This window comes from Bradyrhizobium sp. AZCC 1678, from assembly GCF_036924765.1.
GTDB classification, from domain to species: Bacteria; Pseudomonadota; Alphaproteobacteria; order Rhizobiales; family Xanthobacteraceae; genus Bradyrhizobium; species Bradyrhizobium algeriense.
Genome location: NZ_JAZHSE010000001.1, coordinates 1,967,470 through 1,983,785 on the forward strand (window position 1 = coordinate 1,967,470; position 16,316 = coordinate 1,983,785).

Sequence of the window (16,316 nt, forward strand, 5' to 3'; positions counted from 1 at the left end):
GTCAGGCGAAACCACCCATTCCGTGAGGTCTCGTGACTGCTCCCAATCCCGCTGCCGGCAAACCGGCCGATCCCGCCTCCCTTGTCAATGTGCCGCAGCTGGTAACGGCCTATTTCACGTCGAAACCGGATCCCTCCGATCCCACCCAGCGCGTTGCCTTCGGAACCTCGGGGCACCGCGGGACTTCGCTGAAGAACTCGTTCAACGAAAACCATATCCTGGCGACGACTCAGGCGATCTGCGACCACCGACGCGAAACCGGGCTCACCGGTCCGCTGTTCGTCGGCATCGATACCCATGCGCTCGCCGAGCCGGCGCTGGTGAGTGCGCTGGAAGTGTTTGCCGCCAACGGCGTCGACATCATGATCGACGAGCGCGGCGGTTACACGCCGACGCCTGTGATCTCGCATGCGATCCTGAGCTACAATAAAGGCCGAACGAGCGGACTTGCCGATGGCGTCGTCATCTCGCCGTCGCATAATCCGCCCGAGGATGGTGGCTACAAATACAACCCGCCGCATGGTGGCCCGGCCGACACGGATGTGACGGCCAGGGTCGAAAAGGCCGCCAACGCCTACATGGAAGCCGACATGAAGGGCGTTGTGCGGGTGTCGTATGAGCGCGCCCGCAAGGCGCCTTCGACACATCTGCACGACTATGTCAGTCCCTATGTCGCCGATCTCGGCAATGCCGTGGACATGGCGCTGATCAAATCATCGGGCGTGAAAATCGGGATCGATCCGCTGGGCGGCGCCGCCGTTAACTACTGGGCGCCGCTGATCGAGCGTTATGGGATAGATGCGACCATCGTCAACGATGCCGTCGATCCGACGTTTCGGTTCATGACGGCGGACTGGGATGGAAAAATCCGCATGGATTGTTCCTCGCCGTTCGCGATGGCGAGCCTGATTGCGATGCGCGACAGGTTCGACGTCGCCTTTGCCAACGATACCGACGCCGACCGGCACGGCATCGTGACGCGCACGGGCGGTCTGATGAACCCGAACCATTTTCTCGCCGCGGCAATCGCCTATCTGTTCGAGCATCGGCCGCAATGGGGCAGCGAGGCCGCGATCGGCAAGACCATCGTCTCCAGCTCGATCATCGACCGTGTCGCAGGCAAGCTGAAACGCAAGCTGGTCGAAACCCCGGTCGGCTTCAAATGGTTCGTCGAAGGCCTCGGCACCGGTGCGTTCGGATTCGCCGGCGAGGAAAGCGCCGGTGCTTCGTTCCTCAAGCGCGACGGCTCGGTCTGGACGACCGACAAGGACGGCATGGTGATGGGGCTGCTCGCCGCCGAAATCCTCGGGCGCACCGGCCGCGACCCGAGCCAGTTGTTTGCCACCCTCACGGCCGAACTCGGCGTACCCTATTACGAGCGGATCGACGTGCCGGCGACGCCGAAACAGAAGAGTGCGCTGAAGGCGCTCGGGCCGGAGCAGCTTGATATGCGCCAGCTTGCCGGTGAACCGGTCAGTGCGATTCGGACCCGGGCGCCGGGTAACGATCAATCCTTCGGCGGCATCAAGGTCGAATCCGAGGCGGGATGGTTTGCCGCGCGGCCATCGGGCACCGAAGACGTCTACAAGATCTACGCCGAGAGTTTCCGGGACCGGAACCATCTGAAGGCGATTCAGCAGGACGCGCAGCGCGCCATCGCGAAAGCCTTCTGATTCCGCGGTGAGGCGATTAGGTTTTTGCAATGGGAAGTCCCGAATCGCTACCGAACGGCGGAAGAATCTTGCGCCAGGCAGCACCCAGCTGCGCCAGTTCGGCACAGCCCTGACCAGGCTGGAGCTGTGGAACTGAAGTTCGGGCGCCGTCGTGCTCGCGATCACGCTGAAATCACGAAGGCCCAAGCAGTGTTAGGCTCGGGAGTTAGCTGCCAGAATGCCGACCGGGAGCGGGGGGCCTGGGAGCTATCGAGGTACCGGGGGATGAAATGAGTGCGGAATCGGTTGTCTACTATCTGAATCGCGTGCCTGAGAGCGATCCGAATGACCAAACCGAATGGCTTTTGACGGCACTGGGGCAATATACCGGCGCGGAGCTGCGCGAACTGCTCTATGTAGCGGAAGAACCGGGATTCTTTGAATTGATGCGTGGGCTGTTTGCGCTCTCGGACGAGAGCCGTGCCGTCCTGCAGCAATTTCTCGAAACCGGCCGCCCGCCGGCCATGAAGGCGGCGATCGACCCCAACGGGCGGTTGACGATTGACCACGTCAATGTCGAGCAGCGCGTAAAAATGCTTCCTGTGATCGCAAATTAGTATCCTGAGCTCCCTGAGGTTGTGCTAAGGTTCCAGCTTGAACAGTTGGGAGCCGCACATGGCGACGAGGAAGTCTGGCCCGCTCGATGAGATGGTGGGTGCCAGGATTCGTATGTTGCGGATCAACCGCGGCATCAGCCAAACCGGACTCGCAGAACGAATCGGCGTTACCTTTCAACAGGTGCAGAAATACGAACGAGGCGCCAACCGGGTTGGCGCGAGCCGGTTGGCGCAAATCGCTTCCGTGCTGGACGTCTCGGTTGGCGAGTTTTTTGAATCTTCCCAGGCTGGATCTCCCGGCATGAATTCAGCGGTTCGCTTGCTTGCCGAGCCGGGCGCCTTGCGCGTTCTCAAGGCCTATGCGCGAACGCCCAGTCCGCGCGTCCGGTCTTGCATCGCGAAGCTGGTTGAAAGCATCGCCGATCGAACTTCCGGGACCAAGGCCACGGTTGCACGACTGAATACTGTCGATCTTGGTGAGCGGCGGAAGTTTCCCTCGCGAGGATAGTCTTCCGCAGGAAGACGAGCAGCAATCCTGTGCCGCTCCGCAAATCCGGTTGGAGGCGTCAGCCCGTCGCGCGAATCGCAAGCCGCTCCGGCGGCCTGCTGCCGGGAATGAACTCGCCGATCCAGTCACGGCGCGTCGCTTCGATATGCCAGGACATTGCCTCGGCCGAATAGGGTGCCGGATCGGGAATGTCCTTGCGGATCTCCTTGCCGTCGAGCCAGCCGCAGCTGTGCGAATAGCGCGCCTTGCAGACGAGATGGATATCGCCGTGGTCCTGCAGCAGCACGTAGCCATCAGCCGGAAAAAATGTACCGGCGAGCTCGATCGCACCAGGCAACTGACGCACCAACAGGAATGTGCTGGTGGATTGCGATTCCGATTCGGAAACCAGTACGCCGACCAGGCAGTGGATCGGCGCGATTACCTGCGGTGCAACCAGCGCGAGAGGCTCCGTGATCGGGCCGGCCGTCGCGATCGAAAGATATTCGCCCTCTGGTCCCCAACGGCAGGCGATCAGCCACTCGCGGCTACGGCTACGAATCAAGGTCGGCTTGGCATAGTCTGATCGGGCAATATCTGCTGCCATGGCTATGACTAAGGCTTTCGCGAGCATAAATTCCTCCAGGGCGAGGGCGGGCTGGCCTCTCGTCCGGAGCCTGCCCGTCAAGTCGTGAGGTCACCGTGAGCGGTACCGAAAATTCGATACAGGAATTGTTTGCACGCGCGGCATCGTTGCTTCTCGGCAACGGAGTGGACGCCGCCGGCGATCACGATGCCGGACGTATCCTGCAGGCGCTGGAATATGCCTCGGAATCCAGCAACCGGATTGATTCGGAGGCCGCGAATCGTGCCGATTTGCTGATCGCTGCTTCCCGATTTGCGCGGGTGTTCGAACTGGCCTCACCCGATGCACCCGGCCTGTTCAGCTTTGGTGCGCAATTCGATCCAGCGCTTGCTGATCCCTTGCATGACGGAAGCCCGATGGTCGGCGTTTCCGGCGTCGGTCTGACGTTGCGGGATGCATTTCAGGGCTGCGTCGGCGAGGGAATCGAGTATCTCTCTCAATTGCAGACCGGGCGCGACGTGTTGCTCAAACCCGGCGTCGACGACTGGGCCGGAAAACTCGGTCCGAACGCGCTGGAGCTGGTCGCTGCCGTTTCGGAACGCTGCATACAACCAGAGCGGGCGCTTTCCTGGTGTCGTGCAACGCGGCTGACCGACGGTAGCGAAGTGTGGCTTCCCGCCGACATCTGCCTGCGGCGTCCGCCGGCGCAGCGCGACTTCGCGCCGCCATTCCCCTTGAGCATCGGATCGGCCGCCGGTCCGTCACGGGATGCCGCAGCACTGCACGGCCTGCTGGAATTGATCGAGCGCGATGCGGCCAGCCTGTGGTGGCGGGGCGGTCAACTGGCCCGATCGATTCCGCCGCAGCATGAAGCCGGCATGGTGGTGGAAGGTCTGTTGCGGCAGCTCCGGCATGGCGCATCGGTGCAGCGCCGGACATGGCTGCTCGATATCACGACGGATATCGGCGTGCCCTGCGTCGCGGCCGTCTCGTGCCGGGCGGACGGTTCCGGTTTTGCTTTCGGCCTCGCCGCGCGGCCGGCGCTCGAGGCCGCGGTCCGCTCGGCAACGCTCGAAATGTGTCAGTTCGAACTGGCCGATGCTGTCGTCGCAACCAAACGCAGCGAGCGCGGCGATGACGCGCTCAACGCCCAGGATCGCACCCACCTGCGGCGCGCGGCGATCAATGCCGATCAGTGCAGACTGTTGCAGCCGGTCGCGGAGTACGCGGCTCATCTTCCCCTTCACGCAACTGAAGCGAGCGCGATATTTGGATTGATCGTACAGCGTTTGGAGAAACTGGGAATCGAGACATTTTGCCTTGATCTGACGCGCCAGCGCTTCGCCGTTCCGGTGGTCCGCGTGATTGCCCCAGGGCTGCAACTCGAGCCATCCGAAATCGTCACGGCCAGGCTGCAGGATACGATTGCGCGAACCGGAGGCGGCGCAACCTATACCGGAGGTGTTTCTTTGATATAGACTGGCTGGAATTAACCAACCGGTTCCGGAACCCTGCATGCCGGCCAGCACAAACGCCATGACAGCGGACAAGGCCACGGCGGCGCCCGAAAGCGCGCCGCGCCTTTCGGTGTCGCTGGTTGGACGGCTCGGCGTGCGGTTCAACGGCCGGGCGGTCGACCTGCGAACCCGCAAGGCCGGCGCGGTCCTTAGTTACCTCGCGCTGTCGGAGATGAAGCAGGAGAGCCGCGAGCGGCTGGTCGGCCTGCTCTGGAGTCGTTCGGACGAAGAAAAGGCGCGCGCTTCGCTGCGCCAGGTCGTTCGCGAGCTGCGGTCGATGCTGGAGGAGGCCGGATATGACGGCTTCGTCGCGGAGCGGCTGATGATCGGCATCGACGTCGGACGAATCGAAGTCGATATCGAAAGTGTGATCCAGCTCGCCGAAAGCGGGCGCGTTCACCCGCTGCTGCTCGATACGCCACAGCTCGACGGGCGGCTGCTCGAAGGGATGGACGATCTCGATCCGTCGTTCCGGGTCTGGGTACTGGCCAAGCGGCAGACCATCCATGAACGGCTGATGCGAAATCTCGATGAGGGTCTGACCTCCGCAAGCGTTCCCGCCGATTCCAAAAAAAGGATTGCAGCCGCGATCGTCAATCTCGACCCGACCCATGAATATGCCTGCCGCTATCTGATGCGGGCGCATGCGGAAGAGGGCGACACGGCCGGTGCGTTGCGCATCTACAAGGCGCTGTGGGATCTCTTGGACCGCGACTACGCGATGGAGCCGTCGTCGGCCACTGAAGAACTCGTCGCGAACATCAAGCTCGGCATTCTGGAGCGCGCGCCGGTCGATCGGGCCGCGTCGGCAGCGAATGACGAAGTCGCTGTCAGGATGGTCAGGGGTACCGCTCTCCAGCCGGTGGCCCCGATGTCGCCATCGGTCAATGCATCGGCCAGGATGCGCCTGGTGCTGCTGCCCTTTGCGATGCATGGCGTCGACGAGGACCACAGCCATCTGGTGCAGGGGTTCTCCCAGCATCTCGCCGCCTGTCTCGTGCGCTTCCGCGAATGGAGCGTGGTTGATCGTCCGCCCGCGGCCGTCGTGCTTCCCGCCTCGGGCACGGCGCCGCAATACTGCATCGAGACCACCGCCTACCAGGCGGGCGCCGAAATCAACATCGTGATGGTGTTGCGGGACGATACCTCCGGGATTTACGTCTGGAGCGAGAGCTTCCGGCTCGGCCTCGGCAACTGGTTTGAAACCCAGCAGCGCATCATCCGCCGCATCGCGACTTCCTTGAACGTGCAGTTGTCGACCGAGCGGCTGATGCGGCTGGCAGGCGAGCCCGACGTTTCACTCGATCTTCACGACCGCTGGCTGCGCGGCCAGAATCTCATCACGAAGTTCGACAAGGAAAGCTGGCAGCGGGCGGTCGTGATCTTTCGCGACTCGATCCGGGAAAATCCTGCTTTCTCGCCGTTCTACAGCAGCCTTGTGCAGATGAACAACATCGAGCATTTCGTGCATCCCGGGGTCCTTCGCAATCCCGACAAGGCAAAGGCGACCCTTGAACTGGCGAAAATCGCCGTTGAACTCGATCCGGTCGATTCCAGGGCGCATCTCTGTTGCGGCTGGTCCTATACGTTTGCGTTGCGTGAGGCCGAGGCGGCGCCGCACATGGACCTCGCTTGCGAGCTGAACGACAACGATCCGTGGACGCTGCTGTCCAGCGCCCACTATTGCGCTTTCTGCGGCTCGATCGAACAAGCTCAACTACGCGCCAGCCAATCGCTTGCCCTTTCGCTGGCGCCCTCACGCCTCGAATGGGGCTATCACTGCATCATTCACTTCCTGTGCGGCGACTATGCGGGCGCCATAGAGGCCTGCGACCGCGCCTACAATGTCATTCAGACGCTGCCCGCATGGCGTGCGGCCGCGCTGTTCGAACTGGGGCAGCCCGAGTTGGCGCGCGAGGAAGCGCAGCGATTTCTGAACGGCATTCGCTCGTTTTGGGTTGGGTCAGACGCGCCGACCGACGTGGCCATCACACGCTGGCTCCTGCAAGCGCACCCCATCACCATCAGGGCGCGGTGGGAAACCCTGCGCCGCAGCTTGCGCGGCGCCGGGTTCCCGGTCGAAGGCATTGCGCCATTGTGCTGGTGACAAGGCCGCTTGTGGACTTCAGGCGCAGGCGCTTATGGTGTAGTCGCCGATACGTTCGGCATGCACCCTGAACTTCTCGCTCTCCGGGATCACGGGATCCATACCGTTGAACAGGCGCTTGTAGAACGGCGGAAGCGGATAGGTGGCTCCGGGCTGGTTGAGCAGCGCCTCGGAATCCTCGATCATCACCTTGGGCGGCAACTTTACCGTGATCGTGTCCTGTTCCTGCTTCACGAACGTGATGTGCTTGAAGCGATCCGGCACGGTGGCGAATACCTGGGCCTTGGCGAGCTGCTCCTTGAACTCGTCGATCGTCTCCGGCAGCGGATAGACGTTGTCGTCGTCGAGGTAGTTCGTGCCGGTCGCCCAGGTCTTCACCAATTTGCCCCAACGCTCATGGTTGGTCACCTGTAGCCTTTCGATGCGCTGCATGGTCTTAGTCCTCCGGGTTGGGTGAGACGGAACAATTCCGCTTCACAAGAATGCAGGCACGGCCTGCTGTAGTTCGGCGATTTCGGTGGTGAACTTCACCAACTGCGCCATGCTTGAGATGTCGGGAATTTCCTGGAAAAAATTCGCCGGATAGTATTCGCGAGACAAATCGGCAAGCTGGCCTGCGAGCGTGTCGCCGCCGGATGAGCGCGGATCGCCTGCGAGCGCGCCGAAAATCACCTCCGATACGATGATCGAGCCGAGCGGTCCAAGACGCTGGCCCTCCGCCTGCGGTTGCTGCATCGCTTCGAACAGGATGAAGAAGGGCAGCGGCGGATCGTTCGAAAGGGTTTCGATGTCTTCGGCCGTCAGCGCGCCATACGCCGGCGCGGCGACCAGCCAATCGCGGAGCTGGCTGACGCGATAGGCGCGGTCGGCAAGCAAGCGTGACATGGCGATGAACTGCGGTTTCCGGGTCGCGATCTCGGCAATCAGCGCGTCCACCGACCACATGCCGGCGATCCCGGCGCCGAGCAGATCACGGTAGAGCAGGCCAACCCGCTCGGTCTCGTCGAACGCCGGAAAGATCTGATCGTTGCCCAACCCGTCGCTGAGATACGGTCCGATGCGCCGGCTGAAGTTCGGCTTGGTTTCATTGATCTCGAAGAAGCGCGACCACTGCACCATCCAGGTTTCATCGAGCGGCATGTTGACCGGATCGTTTGCAGAAGTCTTTTCAAGCGTACTGTAGAGGTCCTGAATCGACAGATCATTGATGCAGTATTCGTGTCGCACCATGGCGTGACCGAAGCGAAACGCGCCGTGCGAGAACTCGAACGGAATTTCCCAGTCGCCGTTCGCAAGACCCTGGCTGGATTCATCAGGCCGATCGATGAAATGCGGAGCCGGTCCACTATAGGCCGCATAGATCGCCGGGTGAATGACCCGCCGCATCAGATCGTTGCGGAGAATGTTGTGGTAGATCAGCGTAACGGCCTCGCGGGCGCACAGGAAGCGCTTATAGGCGGCGCCGAACCGGCCGTTCGGCCCGCTATTGCGTTCCTGCCGGCGTATGAGATCGATCAGGGCGTTGTGCAGCAGCGCGAACAGCGCGGTCAGCTGCGACATCACGGCGTGATCGTCATTGCGCGGATCGGCGACCAGGGCTTCGGTGAGGGCAACCCGGACGCCTGCAATGCTGCGGTCGATCCCCGTCACATTCTCGGCCCGGGTCCGTGCGATGTCGCGAAACGGGCAGCCGGTCACGGGTTCGTTCTCTTTCCAGCGCATTCGCCCGAGCCGCAGCTTGGTGCGCCGGTCGTCACTCGGCGCGTCGAGCGCGTAAATATGCGGCGATCCGACAGGACCGCTTCCGAACAAGGTTTCCAGCCGAAGCGGCGCACGGCGTGCATTGGCGGTGCCGGCGCCCAGGCCCCCCGAAACTGAAAGCGGGATCGCCGAATGAACCAGATCGTGCGCCACAAATTGCAGCAGATAGGTGTAACCTGAGGGGATCAGCGGGTTTTCCCAGTGCTCCGCCGATCCACTGCGGTGGGGCGGCCAGTGTATTTCGGCATCCATCCGGCGCGACAGGCGATGCATCAGTGCCCGGAGTTTCGGCAGATGTTCAGGTGAAGTGAGCGGGTCGATCCCGAACGCGCGGAAGCGCTGCGATGGGTTTGGAGTCCCAAGGAAGTGACGAAAACCGGGAGCTGCTGTTGCTCGAGCAGAGTCGCGCGTATTGAGCTCGGAAGTTCGGAAAGAGGCTGCGTCAGCGACTGTCTGCAGAGCCATAAAAAATACTCTCGCGCTTGGCCAATGCAGCGAGATTGGGAAGGAAGTCGTGAAATAATCGTGAGTTAAATCGTTAGAACCTGTGAACATCTGTGGACATCTTTTGGTCTTTCTAGCGGCCGCTCACGTCTGTTTCACGATCGGCGACGCGGCGGTATGATTTGTCCTTGTAGCGGCGACTGCGACAGGAGCGCGCGTGAAGCTTAAAGTGACGGCACCCTTGGCGCGCTATTGCGGCGCAATGATCGTGATGATGATCGTCGTAACAGGCGCGGTGCGAGCCGAGCCGGTTTTCTCGTTCGACGCCACGCCGGGCAAACTGTCGAAGACAGTCGTTCCGATCAACTATTCAATCGAGCTGAGACCTGACGCCGAGAGCCTCACGCTTCCCGGCGTCGAAGTGATCGACATCGACGTGCGCGAACCGACAGCACGGCTGACGCTCAACGCCGTCAACACGACGTTTGCTTCCGTTACCGCCGACGATAGCCTCGAGCGCGCCGACGTCGCGCTCGATGCCGCGGCCGAGACGGCCACGTTCACTTTCGCGCAGCCGCTCGCAGCGGGCGCGCATCGGCTGCGGATCGAGTTTACGGCGCGGATCAACAAATTCGATCGCGGTTTCTTCTTCGTCGACTATCCGACCGACAGCGGCGTGAAGCGGCTATTGACGAGCAAGCTCGAGCCGGCGGACGCGCGGCGGATATTTCCGTGCTGGGACGAGCCGGCGTTCAAGGCGAGCTTCAAGTTGACGGTCGTGATCCCGCGCCATTTGCTCGCCGTCGGCAACATGCCGATCACGAAAGAGGAGTGGCTGGAGCCGAACCTGAAGCAGGTCGCTTTCGCGGCTACGCCAAAAATGTCGACCTATCTGTTCGTGCTGACGGTAGGTGAACTGGAGCGCATCACGGCGGAAGCGGACGGCGTGACGATCGGCGTCGTCGCCACCACCGGCAAGGCTGCGCAAGGGCAGTTCGCGCTCGACAGTGCGGTGAAACTGCTCGCCTGGTTCAACGACTATTTCGGTGTCAAATATCCGCTGCCCAAGCTCGACCTGATCGCGGTGCCCGGCGGCTTTGGCGGCGCCATGGAGAACTGGGGCGGCATCACCTTCTTCGAGAGCCGGCTGCTGTTCGATCCCGCGACAAATCCGGACAGCGCGCGGCGCGGCATCTTTTCCATCATCGCGCATGAGATGGCGCATCAATGGTTCGGTGATCTCGTCACCATGGCGTGGTGGGACAATCTCTGGCTCAACGAGGGCTTTGCGACCTGGATGGCGACGAAGGCTGCGGAGCAGTTTTATCCGCAATGGCAAAGCTGGCTGAACGGATACGGGGCGAAGCAGTTCGCCATGGGGCTCGACGCCCGGCGCACCTCGCACCCGATCCAGCAGCCGATCGCCAACGAGAGTGAGGCCATGATCGCGTTCGACGCCATTACCTACAACAAGGGGCAGGCGCTGATCCGCATGCTGGAAAATTACCTCGGCGAAGCGGCGTTCCGCGACGGCATCCGCGCCTACATGTCCGCGCATGCCTATGGCAACACCACCACGGCGGATCTCTGGCGGGCGCTGGAGCGCGCGGGCCACAAGCCGGTGACCGATATCGCTGCGTCCTTTACCGAACAGGATGGTGTGCCGCTGATATCAGCCGAAACCGCCTGCAACGGCGATGCGCAGCGGCTGACATTGCGGCAGGGCCGTTTCGTGATCGCGCCGGCGCGGGCGACTGCCTTGCCGCCGCGCAACTGGCAAATACCGGTTGCGGTCGGGCCGGTAGGCACGGCGCAATCGGCCGATGTCGTGCTGCTGCACGGCTCGACCGAAGTCCCGGCCGGATCCTGTGGCGAGGCGACCAAGGTCAATCTCGGCGACATCGGTTACTACCGGGTCGAGTACGGGCCGGCGAGCATGGCCGCGCTGGCAAAGGCGCTGCCGCAGATGTCGCCGGCAGACCGCGTCAATTTCCTCGCCGACGGCTGGGCGATGGTGCAGGCCGGCCGCGCCGAGCCGTCATCCTATCTCGGCCTGGTCGAGAATATCGGCGTCGATGACCGCCGCCCGGTGTGGGATCAGATCATCACGGCATTCTCTGCGCTCAACCGTCTGTCGCGCGATCGGCCCGAGCGTCCGGCGCTGCAGCGTTACTTCAGCGCCAAATTGCGCACCGTTTTCGACCGGCTCGGCTGGGACGGCAGCGGCTCGGGCGACGACGACAACACCCTGCTACGCGGCAGCCTGATCTGGACACTCGGCGAACTTGGCGACGAAGCGATCATTGCGGAGGCGAAGCGGCGGTTCGCCGGATTCCTCAGCGATCCGCAATCGCTGCCGGGGGCCTTGCGCGATTCCGTTACCCATGTCGTCGGCATCACGGCGGATCGCGCGACCTACGACACGCTGCTGACGCTGGCGCGCAAGAGCACCGTCACCAATGAGCGACTGCGCTATTACTATGCGGCGGCCGCCGCGCGCGATCCGGCGCTGGCGCATGCGACACTGGCGCTGACACTGACCGACGAAGTGCCGGGCACGATTCTCACCGGCCTGATCGGTTCTGTCGCTTCCTCCGGGGAGCAGCCTGATCTGGCCTGGGATTTTCTGCAGAAGAACTACGATACCTTGTTCGCAAAGCAGGGACCGCAATTCCGCGACCAGTTCATTGCGAACTTCATGACAAACTTCAGCGACGAGCGCCATGCCGCCGAACTCGCCGCCTTTGCGCCGGTGCAGGCGACGTCGGGCGGGCGGGCGATGGTGGGCCGGGCGCAGGAAGTGATCGCAATCTCTGCCGACCTCAAAGCCCGCGCGCTGCCGGCGGTCGATGCCTGGATCAAGGCGCGCAAATGATGGAGCGCTTCGCATGTTTCCTGCGAAGCGTTGCCTTGCGCCGGCATTCCGGATAGCCATGGCTAGTCAAGATTATGGGTGGTCAAGAGGCATTTTTCTTCGATGGCTGATTTCCACGGCGTCTTTCCCTATCTGGTCTCGCCCATCGATGCGTCGGGCCAGATCCGCACGGCGGTGCTGGGCCGGCTCTGCGATGACCTTATCAAGGCGGGCGTGCATGGACTAACGCCGCTCGGTTCGACCGGCGAGTTCGCCTATCTCGATCAGGCGCAGCGCGCGACCGTCGTGCAAGCCACCATCGAAGCCGCAAAGGGGCGCGTGCCCGTGATCGCCGGCGTCGCCTCGACGTCGACAGCGGACGCGGTGGCGCAGGCAAAGACGCATCAAAAGCTTGGCGCCCACGGCATTCTCGCGATCATGGAGGCGTATTTCCCGGTCGCCGACGCGCAGGTCGAGTCTTACTTCCGCGCCATTGCCGACGCCGTCGACATTCCCGTCGTGATCTACACCAACCCGCAATTCCAGCGCTCCGATCTGACGCTCGATGTGATCGCCCGCCTCGCGACCCATCCGCGCATCGGCTACATCAAGGATGCCTCGACCAACACCGGCCGGCTGCTGTCGATCATGAACCGCTGCGGCGACAGCATCAAAGTGTTCTCCGCGTCCGCCCATATCCCGGCGGCGGTGATGCTGATCGGCGGGTTGGGCTGGATGGCCGGTCCGGCCTGCATCATTCCGCGGCAAAGCGTCGAACTCTATAACCTCTGCAAGGCGGCGCGCTGGGATGAGGCGATGGCGCTGCAACGCAGGCTGTGGCGCATCAACGAGGCCTTCGCGCGGTTCAATTTGGCGGCCTGCATCAAGGCGGGCCTCGACATTCAGGGCTACGCGGTCGGCGATCCCGTTCCGCCGCAGGCGGCGCTGACGGCTGACCAGCGCAAGGTGGTCGAGGCGGCACTGCGCGATCTGGCATAAGCCTAAATGGCCCGCAGCGTCTCTTTCGGCGTTTCGCGGATCAATGCCTCGAGATCGCTCTGCTCCAAGGTCTCCTTCTCCAAGAGTTTTTTCGCCGCCCGATCAAGGATCGTGCGTCGCGCTTTCAGGATGCCCTGCGCGCGCTCGAACACCCGATCGACGATTGCGCGGACCTCTTCGTCGACGGAAGCGGCAGTCTCGTCGGCATATTCGCGCTCGCGCATGGGGTAGGGACGGTCGGCGCCCGCGAGGAAATTGCCGGGGTCGCGCTCATAGGCGACGCTGCCGAGCTTTTCCGACATGCCGTAACGCGTCACCATGCTGCGGGCGATGTCGGTGATGCGGCGCAGGTCGTCGGCGGCACCGGTGGACAGATGATTGAACACGATCAATTCCGCCGCGCGGCCGCCAAGCAGCACCGCCATCTTGTTCTCCAGTTCCTCCCTGGTCATCAGGAAGCGATCTTCGATCGGGCGCTGGATGGTATAGCCGAGCGCGCCGACGCCTCTGGGAATGATCGACACCTTGTGCACGGGATCGACACCGGGCAGCGACAGCGCAATCAGAGCGTGGCCCATCTCGTGATAGGCGACGATCTCGCGCTCTTTCGGATTGAGCAGCCGGTTTCGCTTCTCCAGTCCCGCAACCATGCGCTCGACCGCATTGTTGAAGTCGGTCATCGCGACCGCTTTGGCGCCGCGGCGTGTTGCGAGCAGGGCTGCTTCATTGACCAGGTTGGCGAGGTCGGCGCCCGTGAAACCCGGTGTCAGCGCCGCAACCGCCTCAGGGTCGACGTCGGCATCTAACTGCACCTTTTTCATGTGAACCTTAAGGATCTCGGTGCGCCCCTTCTTGTCGGGGCGATCTACCAGCACCTGCCGGTCGAAGCGGCCCGCACGCAGCAGCGCGGGATCGAGGATTTCAGGCCGGTTGGTGGCGGCCAGAATGACCAGGCGCGACCGCGAGTCGAAGCCGTCAAGTTCGACCAGCAATTGATTGAGTGTCTGCTCTTTTTCATCGTGCCCGCCTGCAAAGGGCCCAATGCCGCGGGCGCGTCCCAGCGCATCGAGCTCGTCGATGAAGATGATCGCCGGAGCTTTCTGGTGCGCCTGCTGAAACAGGTCGCGTACCCGCGCCGCGCCAACGCCGACAAACATCTCGACAAACTCCGAACCGGATATCGAGAAGAACGGCACCTTGGCTTCGCCGGCGACAGCCTTGGCGAGCAAGGTCTTGCCGGTACCGGGTGGACCGACCAGCAACACGCCCTTGGGCATCCGGCCCCCGAGCCGCCCGTAGTCGGTCGGGTTTTTCAGGAAGTCGACGACCTCGCGCAGTTCGTCCTTGGCTTCGTCGACGCCGGCAACATCGGAAAAGTTCACGCCAGTATCGGCCTCGACATAGATCTTGGCCTTGCTCTTGCCGATCGCCATCAGGCCGCCGCCAAGGCCGCCACCTTCTGCGGCGCGTCTGGCGATGTACCACCACAAGCCGAAGAACAGCAGCACCGGCATCACCCATGACAACAGGTCTCGCAGGAACGTGCTCTCGATCTGGCCGGTGAATTTTACGTTGTATTTCTCGAGCTCCTGCGCGGTCTCCTGATCGACGCGCGTGGTGACGAATTGCTTTTGTCCGCCGGACAGCGGCTCCTTCAAGGTGCCCTGCACGGTGCGGTCGGAGATGCCGACGGTCGCGACCTTTCCCTGCTTCAACAACTGCTGATATTCGCTGTAGGGAATGATGGCGATCTGGCTGGCCGCGGAAATGAAATACTGAATCACAAAAACGGCAAAGATCGCGGCGATCGCATAGCCGACATTGAAACGCATTTTGTTGTTCATGATCGAACTCCGGTCGCAGATCCTCACGGAAAGCCGGGTCGGGGCACTCGCCTGATCCAAAGGGACCTGCGGCGAGACATGGATTGCGCCTCCATGACAATGGGAACGGGGAGGTTTAGTTTCAATGGACGCGGCTTGCGGGGCAAATCGCGCTACCTAAATCACTGCGGGAAAGCCGATTTCAGCGCGCCAGCAAGTCTCTGAAAACCGGAAACTTTCGGCCGGTGTGGGCGTTTGATGTGCTGACACTTCAAACGGCCGAATAGCCCGTTGCTTCCCATTGCCCTTCGCACGCGAGCGGCATTACCAGGTGAGTGATCGATGAACCGGCGCTTCATGCTCTTTGCAGCCATTGTCGCAGGCGTGTTGGTGGCGCTGACCGTCTCCAATATCAATATTCGCTATGGCCCATGGACCAACTCGACCGCCCGGACCGTCGATCAGCGGGGACCGCTGTCCGAGGCTGAGCGCGCCAACATAGAGCTCTTCGAGCGCGTCTCGCCGTCGGTGGTGCAGGTCGCGGCGCGATCCGCTGTCACCAATCCATTCGCCGAGGACGAAGGCGCGGAAGCCGGCGCGGCGGCCTCGGGGACCGGCTTTGTCTGGGACAATAACGGCCACGTCGTCACCAACAATCACGTCGTCCAAAATGGCCGCGAGGTTGCCGTTCGCTTCGCCTCAGGCGAGGTTGCCCAAGCTTCAATCGTCGGCGTGGCGCCGAACTACGACCTCGCGGTGCTGCGGATCAGGAATCCCCGCCAACTGCCACCGCCGGTAGCGCTTGGCAGTTCGAACGATCTCAAGGTCGGTCAAATTGCGTTTGCGATCGGCAACCCGTTCGGTCTCGACCAGTCGCTGACCAGCGGCATCATCAGCGCGCTCAAACGCCGGCTGCCGACTAGCAGTGGCCGTGAGATCACCAACGTGATCCAGACCGATACGGCGATCAATCCCGGCAATTCGGGCGGCCCGCTGCTGGATTCGGCGGGGCGGTTGATCGGCGTCAACACCGCTATCATCTCGCCCTCGGGCTCCAGCGCCGGTATCGGATTCGCGGTCCCGGTCGATATCGTCAATCGCGTGGTCCCCGATCTCATCAATAACGGCCGCGTGCCGACGCCGGGGATCGGCATTGTCGCCGCCAGCGAGGCCGTTTCGACCAGGTTAGGTGTCGAAGGGGTGATTATCGTGCGCACCGCACCCGGAAGCCCTGCCGAGCGCGCCGGCATCCGCGGTGTCGATTTCGGCTCGGGTGCACTCGGCGACATCATTGTCCAGGTCGACGGCAAGCCGGTGCACCGGCTTTCCGACCTGACCGACCAGATCGAGCAGGTCGGCGCCGGCAAGAGCATCCGCATCAGCCTGAAACGCGGTTCACAGACGCGCGATATCAACATCGACATCGTGGACATCGGCCGCAGCTGATCCCCTATTGGACGGCAGGATCA

General features: G+C 62.6%; 12 protein-coding genes. 8 read left to right on the top strand and 4 right to left on the bottom strand.

Annotated features, from left to right (window positions below):
* The first annotated feature begins 32 nt into the window (after positions 1–32).
* The 3 genes from pgm to V1294_RS37920 all read left to right on the top strand — a co-directional run bounded on the left by pgm (position 33) and on the right by V1294_RS37920 (position 2,777).
* Entirely contained in the window at positions 33–1,673 is a 1,641-nt protein-coding gene (gene pgm / locus V1294_RS09390) for a phosphoglucomutase (alpha-D-glucose-1,6-bisphosphate-dependent) (protein WP_334496561.1), read from the top strand.
* Between the two features lie 269 nt (positions 1,674–1,942).
* Entirely contained in the window at positions 1,943–2,269 is a 327-nt protein-coding gene (locus V1294_RS09395) for a hypothetical protein (protein ID WP_108520433.1), read from the top strand.
* 91 nt (positions 2,270–2,360) lie between these two features.
* Complete coding sequence (locus tag V1294_RS37920; RefSeq protein WP_442895435.1) at positions 2,361–2,777, top strand: helix-turn-helix domain-containing protein; 417 nt, start codon at positions 2,361–2,363, stop codon at positions 2,775–2,777.
* 58 nt (positions 2,778–2,835) lie between these two features.
* On the opposite strand, the gene V1294_RS09400 is transcribed toward V1294_RS37920, so the two are convergent.
* The gene (locus V1294_RS09400) at positions 2,836–3,390 is read right to left on the bottom strand and encodes a hypothetical protein (protein WP_145963705.1); all 555 of its coding nucleotides are present in this window, start codon (positions 3,388–3,390) and stop codon (positions 2,836–2,838) included.
* Between the two features lie 68 nt (positions 3,391–3,458).
* On the opposite strand from V1294_RS09400, the gene V1294_RS09405 reads away from it, so the two are divergent.
* Complete coding sequence (locus tag V1294_RS09405) at positions 3,459–4,820, top strand: YcaO-like family protein (protein ID WP_334496563.1); 1,362 nt, start codon at positions 3,459–3,461, stop codon at positions 4,818–4,820.
* A gap of 37 nt (positions 4,821–4,857) precedes the next feature.
* Complete coding sequence (locus V1294_RS09410; protein WP_334496565.1) at positions 4,858–6,966, top strand: BTAD domain-containing putative transcriptional regulator; 2,109 nt, start codon at positions 4,858–4,860, stop codon at positions 6,964–6,966.
* A gap of 18 nt (positions 6,967–6,984) precedes the next feature.
* Here the strand turns inward: V1294_RS09410 and V1294_RS09415 are convergent, their stop codons facing one another.
* Both V1294_RS09415 and V1294_RS09420 read right to left on the bottom strand, forming a co-directional pair.
* Positions 6,985–7,398, bottom strand: coding sequence for a hypothetical protein (locus V1294_RS09415; protein ID WP_334477352.1), 414 nt, complete (start codon positions 7,396–7,398; stop codon positions 6,985–6,987).
* Positions 7,399–7,440: 42 nt separating this feature from the next.
* Positions 7,441–9,000 (bottom strand): hypothetical protein, encoded by a 1,560-nt coding sequence (locus tag V1294_RS09420; protein WP_334496567.1) that lies wholly within the window; start codon positions 8,998–9,000, stop codon positions 7,441–7,443.
* Positions 9,001–9,388: 388 nt separating this feature from the next.
* Between V1294_RS09420 and V1294_RS09425 the strand changes: the two genes are divergently transcribed.
* Together V1294_RS09425 and V1294_RS09430 are read left to right on the top strand one after the other, a co-directional pair.
* Positions 9,389–12,046 (top strand): M1 family metallopeptidase, encoded by a 2,658-nt coding sequence (locus V1294_RS09425; RefSeq protein ID WP_334496568.1) that lies wholly within the window; start codon positions 9,389–9,391, stop codon positions 12,044–12,046.
* 102 nt (positions 12,047–12,148) lie between these two features.
* Positions 12,149–13,024, top strand: coding sequence for a dihydrodipicolinate synthase family protein (locus V1294_RS09430; protein WP_334496569.1), 876 nt, complete (start codon positions 12,149–12,151; stop codon positions 13,022–13,024).
* A gap of 2 nt (positions 13,025–13,026) precedes the next feature.
* Here the strand turns inward: V1294_RS09430 and ftsH are convergent, their stop codons facing one another.
* Positions 13,027–14,868 carry an ATP-dependent zinc metalloprotease FtsH gene (gene ftsH, locus V1294_RS09435; protein WP_334496571.1) on the bottom strand — a complete coding sequence of 614 codons (1,842 nt, stop codon included), beginning with the start codon at positions 14,866–14,868 and terminating at the stop codon, positions 13,027–13,029.
* Positions 14,869–15,189: 321 nt separating this feature from the next.
* On the opposite strand from ftsH, the gene V1294_RS09440 reads away from it, so the two are divergent.
* A complete protein-coding gene (locus V1294_RS09440; RefSeq protein WP_334496573.1) occupies positions 15,190–16,293 on the top strand; it encodes a S1C family serine protease in 1,104 nt (367 codons plus the stop codon).
* Positions 16,294–16,316: the final 23 nt, after the last annotated feature.

Excerpts from the sequence above, each read along its gene's own strand:
- V1294_RS09415 (WP_334477352.1), bottom strand. The coding sequence starts at position 7,398 with ATGCAGCGCATCGAAAGGCTACAGGTGACCAACCATGAGCGTTGGGGC.
- V1294_RS37920 (WP_442895435.1), top strand. The coding sequence starts at position 2,361 with ATGGTGGGTGCCAGGATTCGTATGTTGCGGATCAACCGCGGCATCAGC.
- V1294_RS09430 (WP_334496569.1), top strand. The coding sequence starts at position 12,149 with ATGGCTGATTTCCACGGCGTCTTTCCCTATCTGGTCTCGCCCATCGAT.
- ftsH (WP_334496571.1), bottom strand. The coding sequence starts at position 14,868 with ATGAACAACAAAATGCGTTTCAATGTCGGCTATGCGATCGCCGCGATC.
- V1294_RS09420 (WP_334496567.1), bottom strand. The coding sequence starts at position 9,000 with ATGCATCGCCTGTCGCGCCGGATGGATGCCGAAATACACTGGCCGCCC.
- V1294_RS09395 (WP_108520433.1), top strand. The coding sequence starts at position 1,943 with ATGAGTGCGGAATCGGTTGTCTACTATCTGAATCGCGTGCCTGAGAGC.
- V1294_RS09410 (WP_334496565.1), top strand. The coding sequence starts at position 4,858 with ATGCCGGCCAGCACAAACGCCATGACAGCGGACAAGGCCACGGCGGCG.
- V1294_RS09400 (WP_145963705.1), bottom strand. The coding sequence starts at position 3,390 with ATGCTCGCGAAAGCCTTAGTCATAGCCATGGCAGCAGATATTGCCCGA.
- V1294_RS09440 (WP_334496573.1), top strand. The coding sequence starts at position 15,190 with ATGAACCGGCGCTTCATGCTCTTTGCAGCCATTGTCGCAGGCGTGTTG.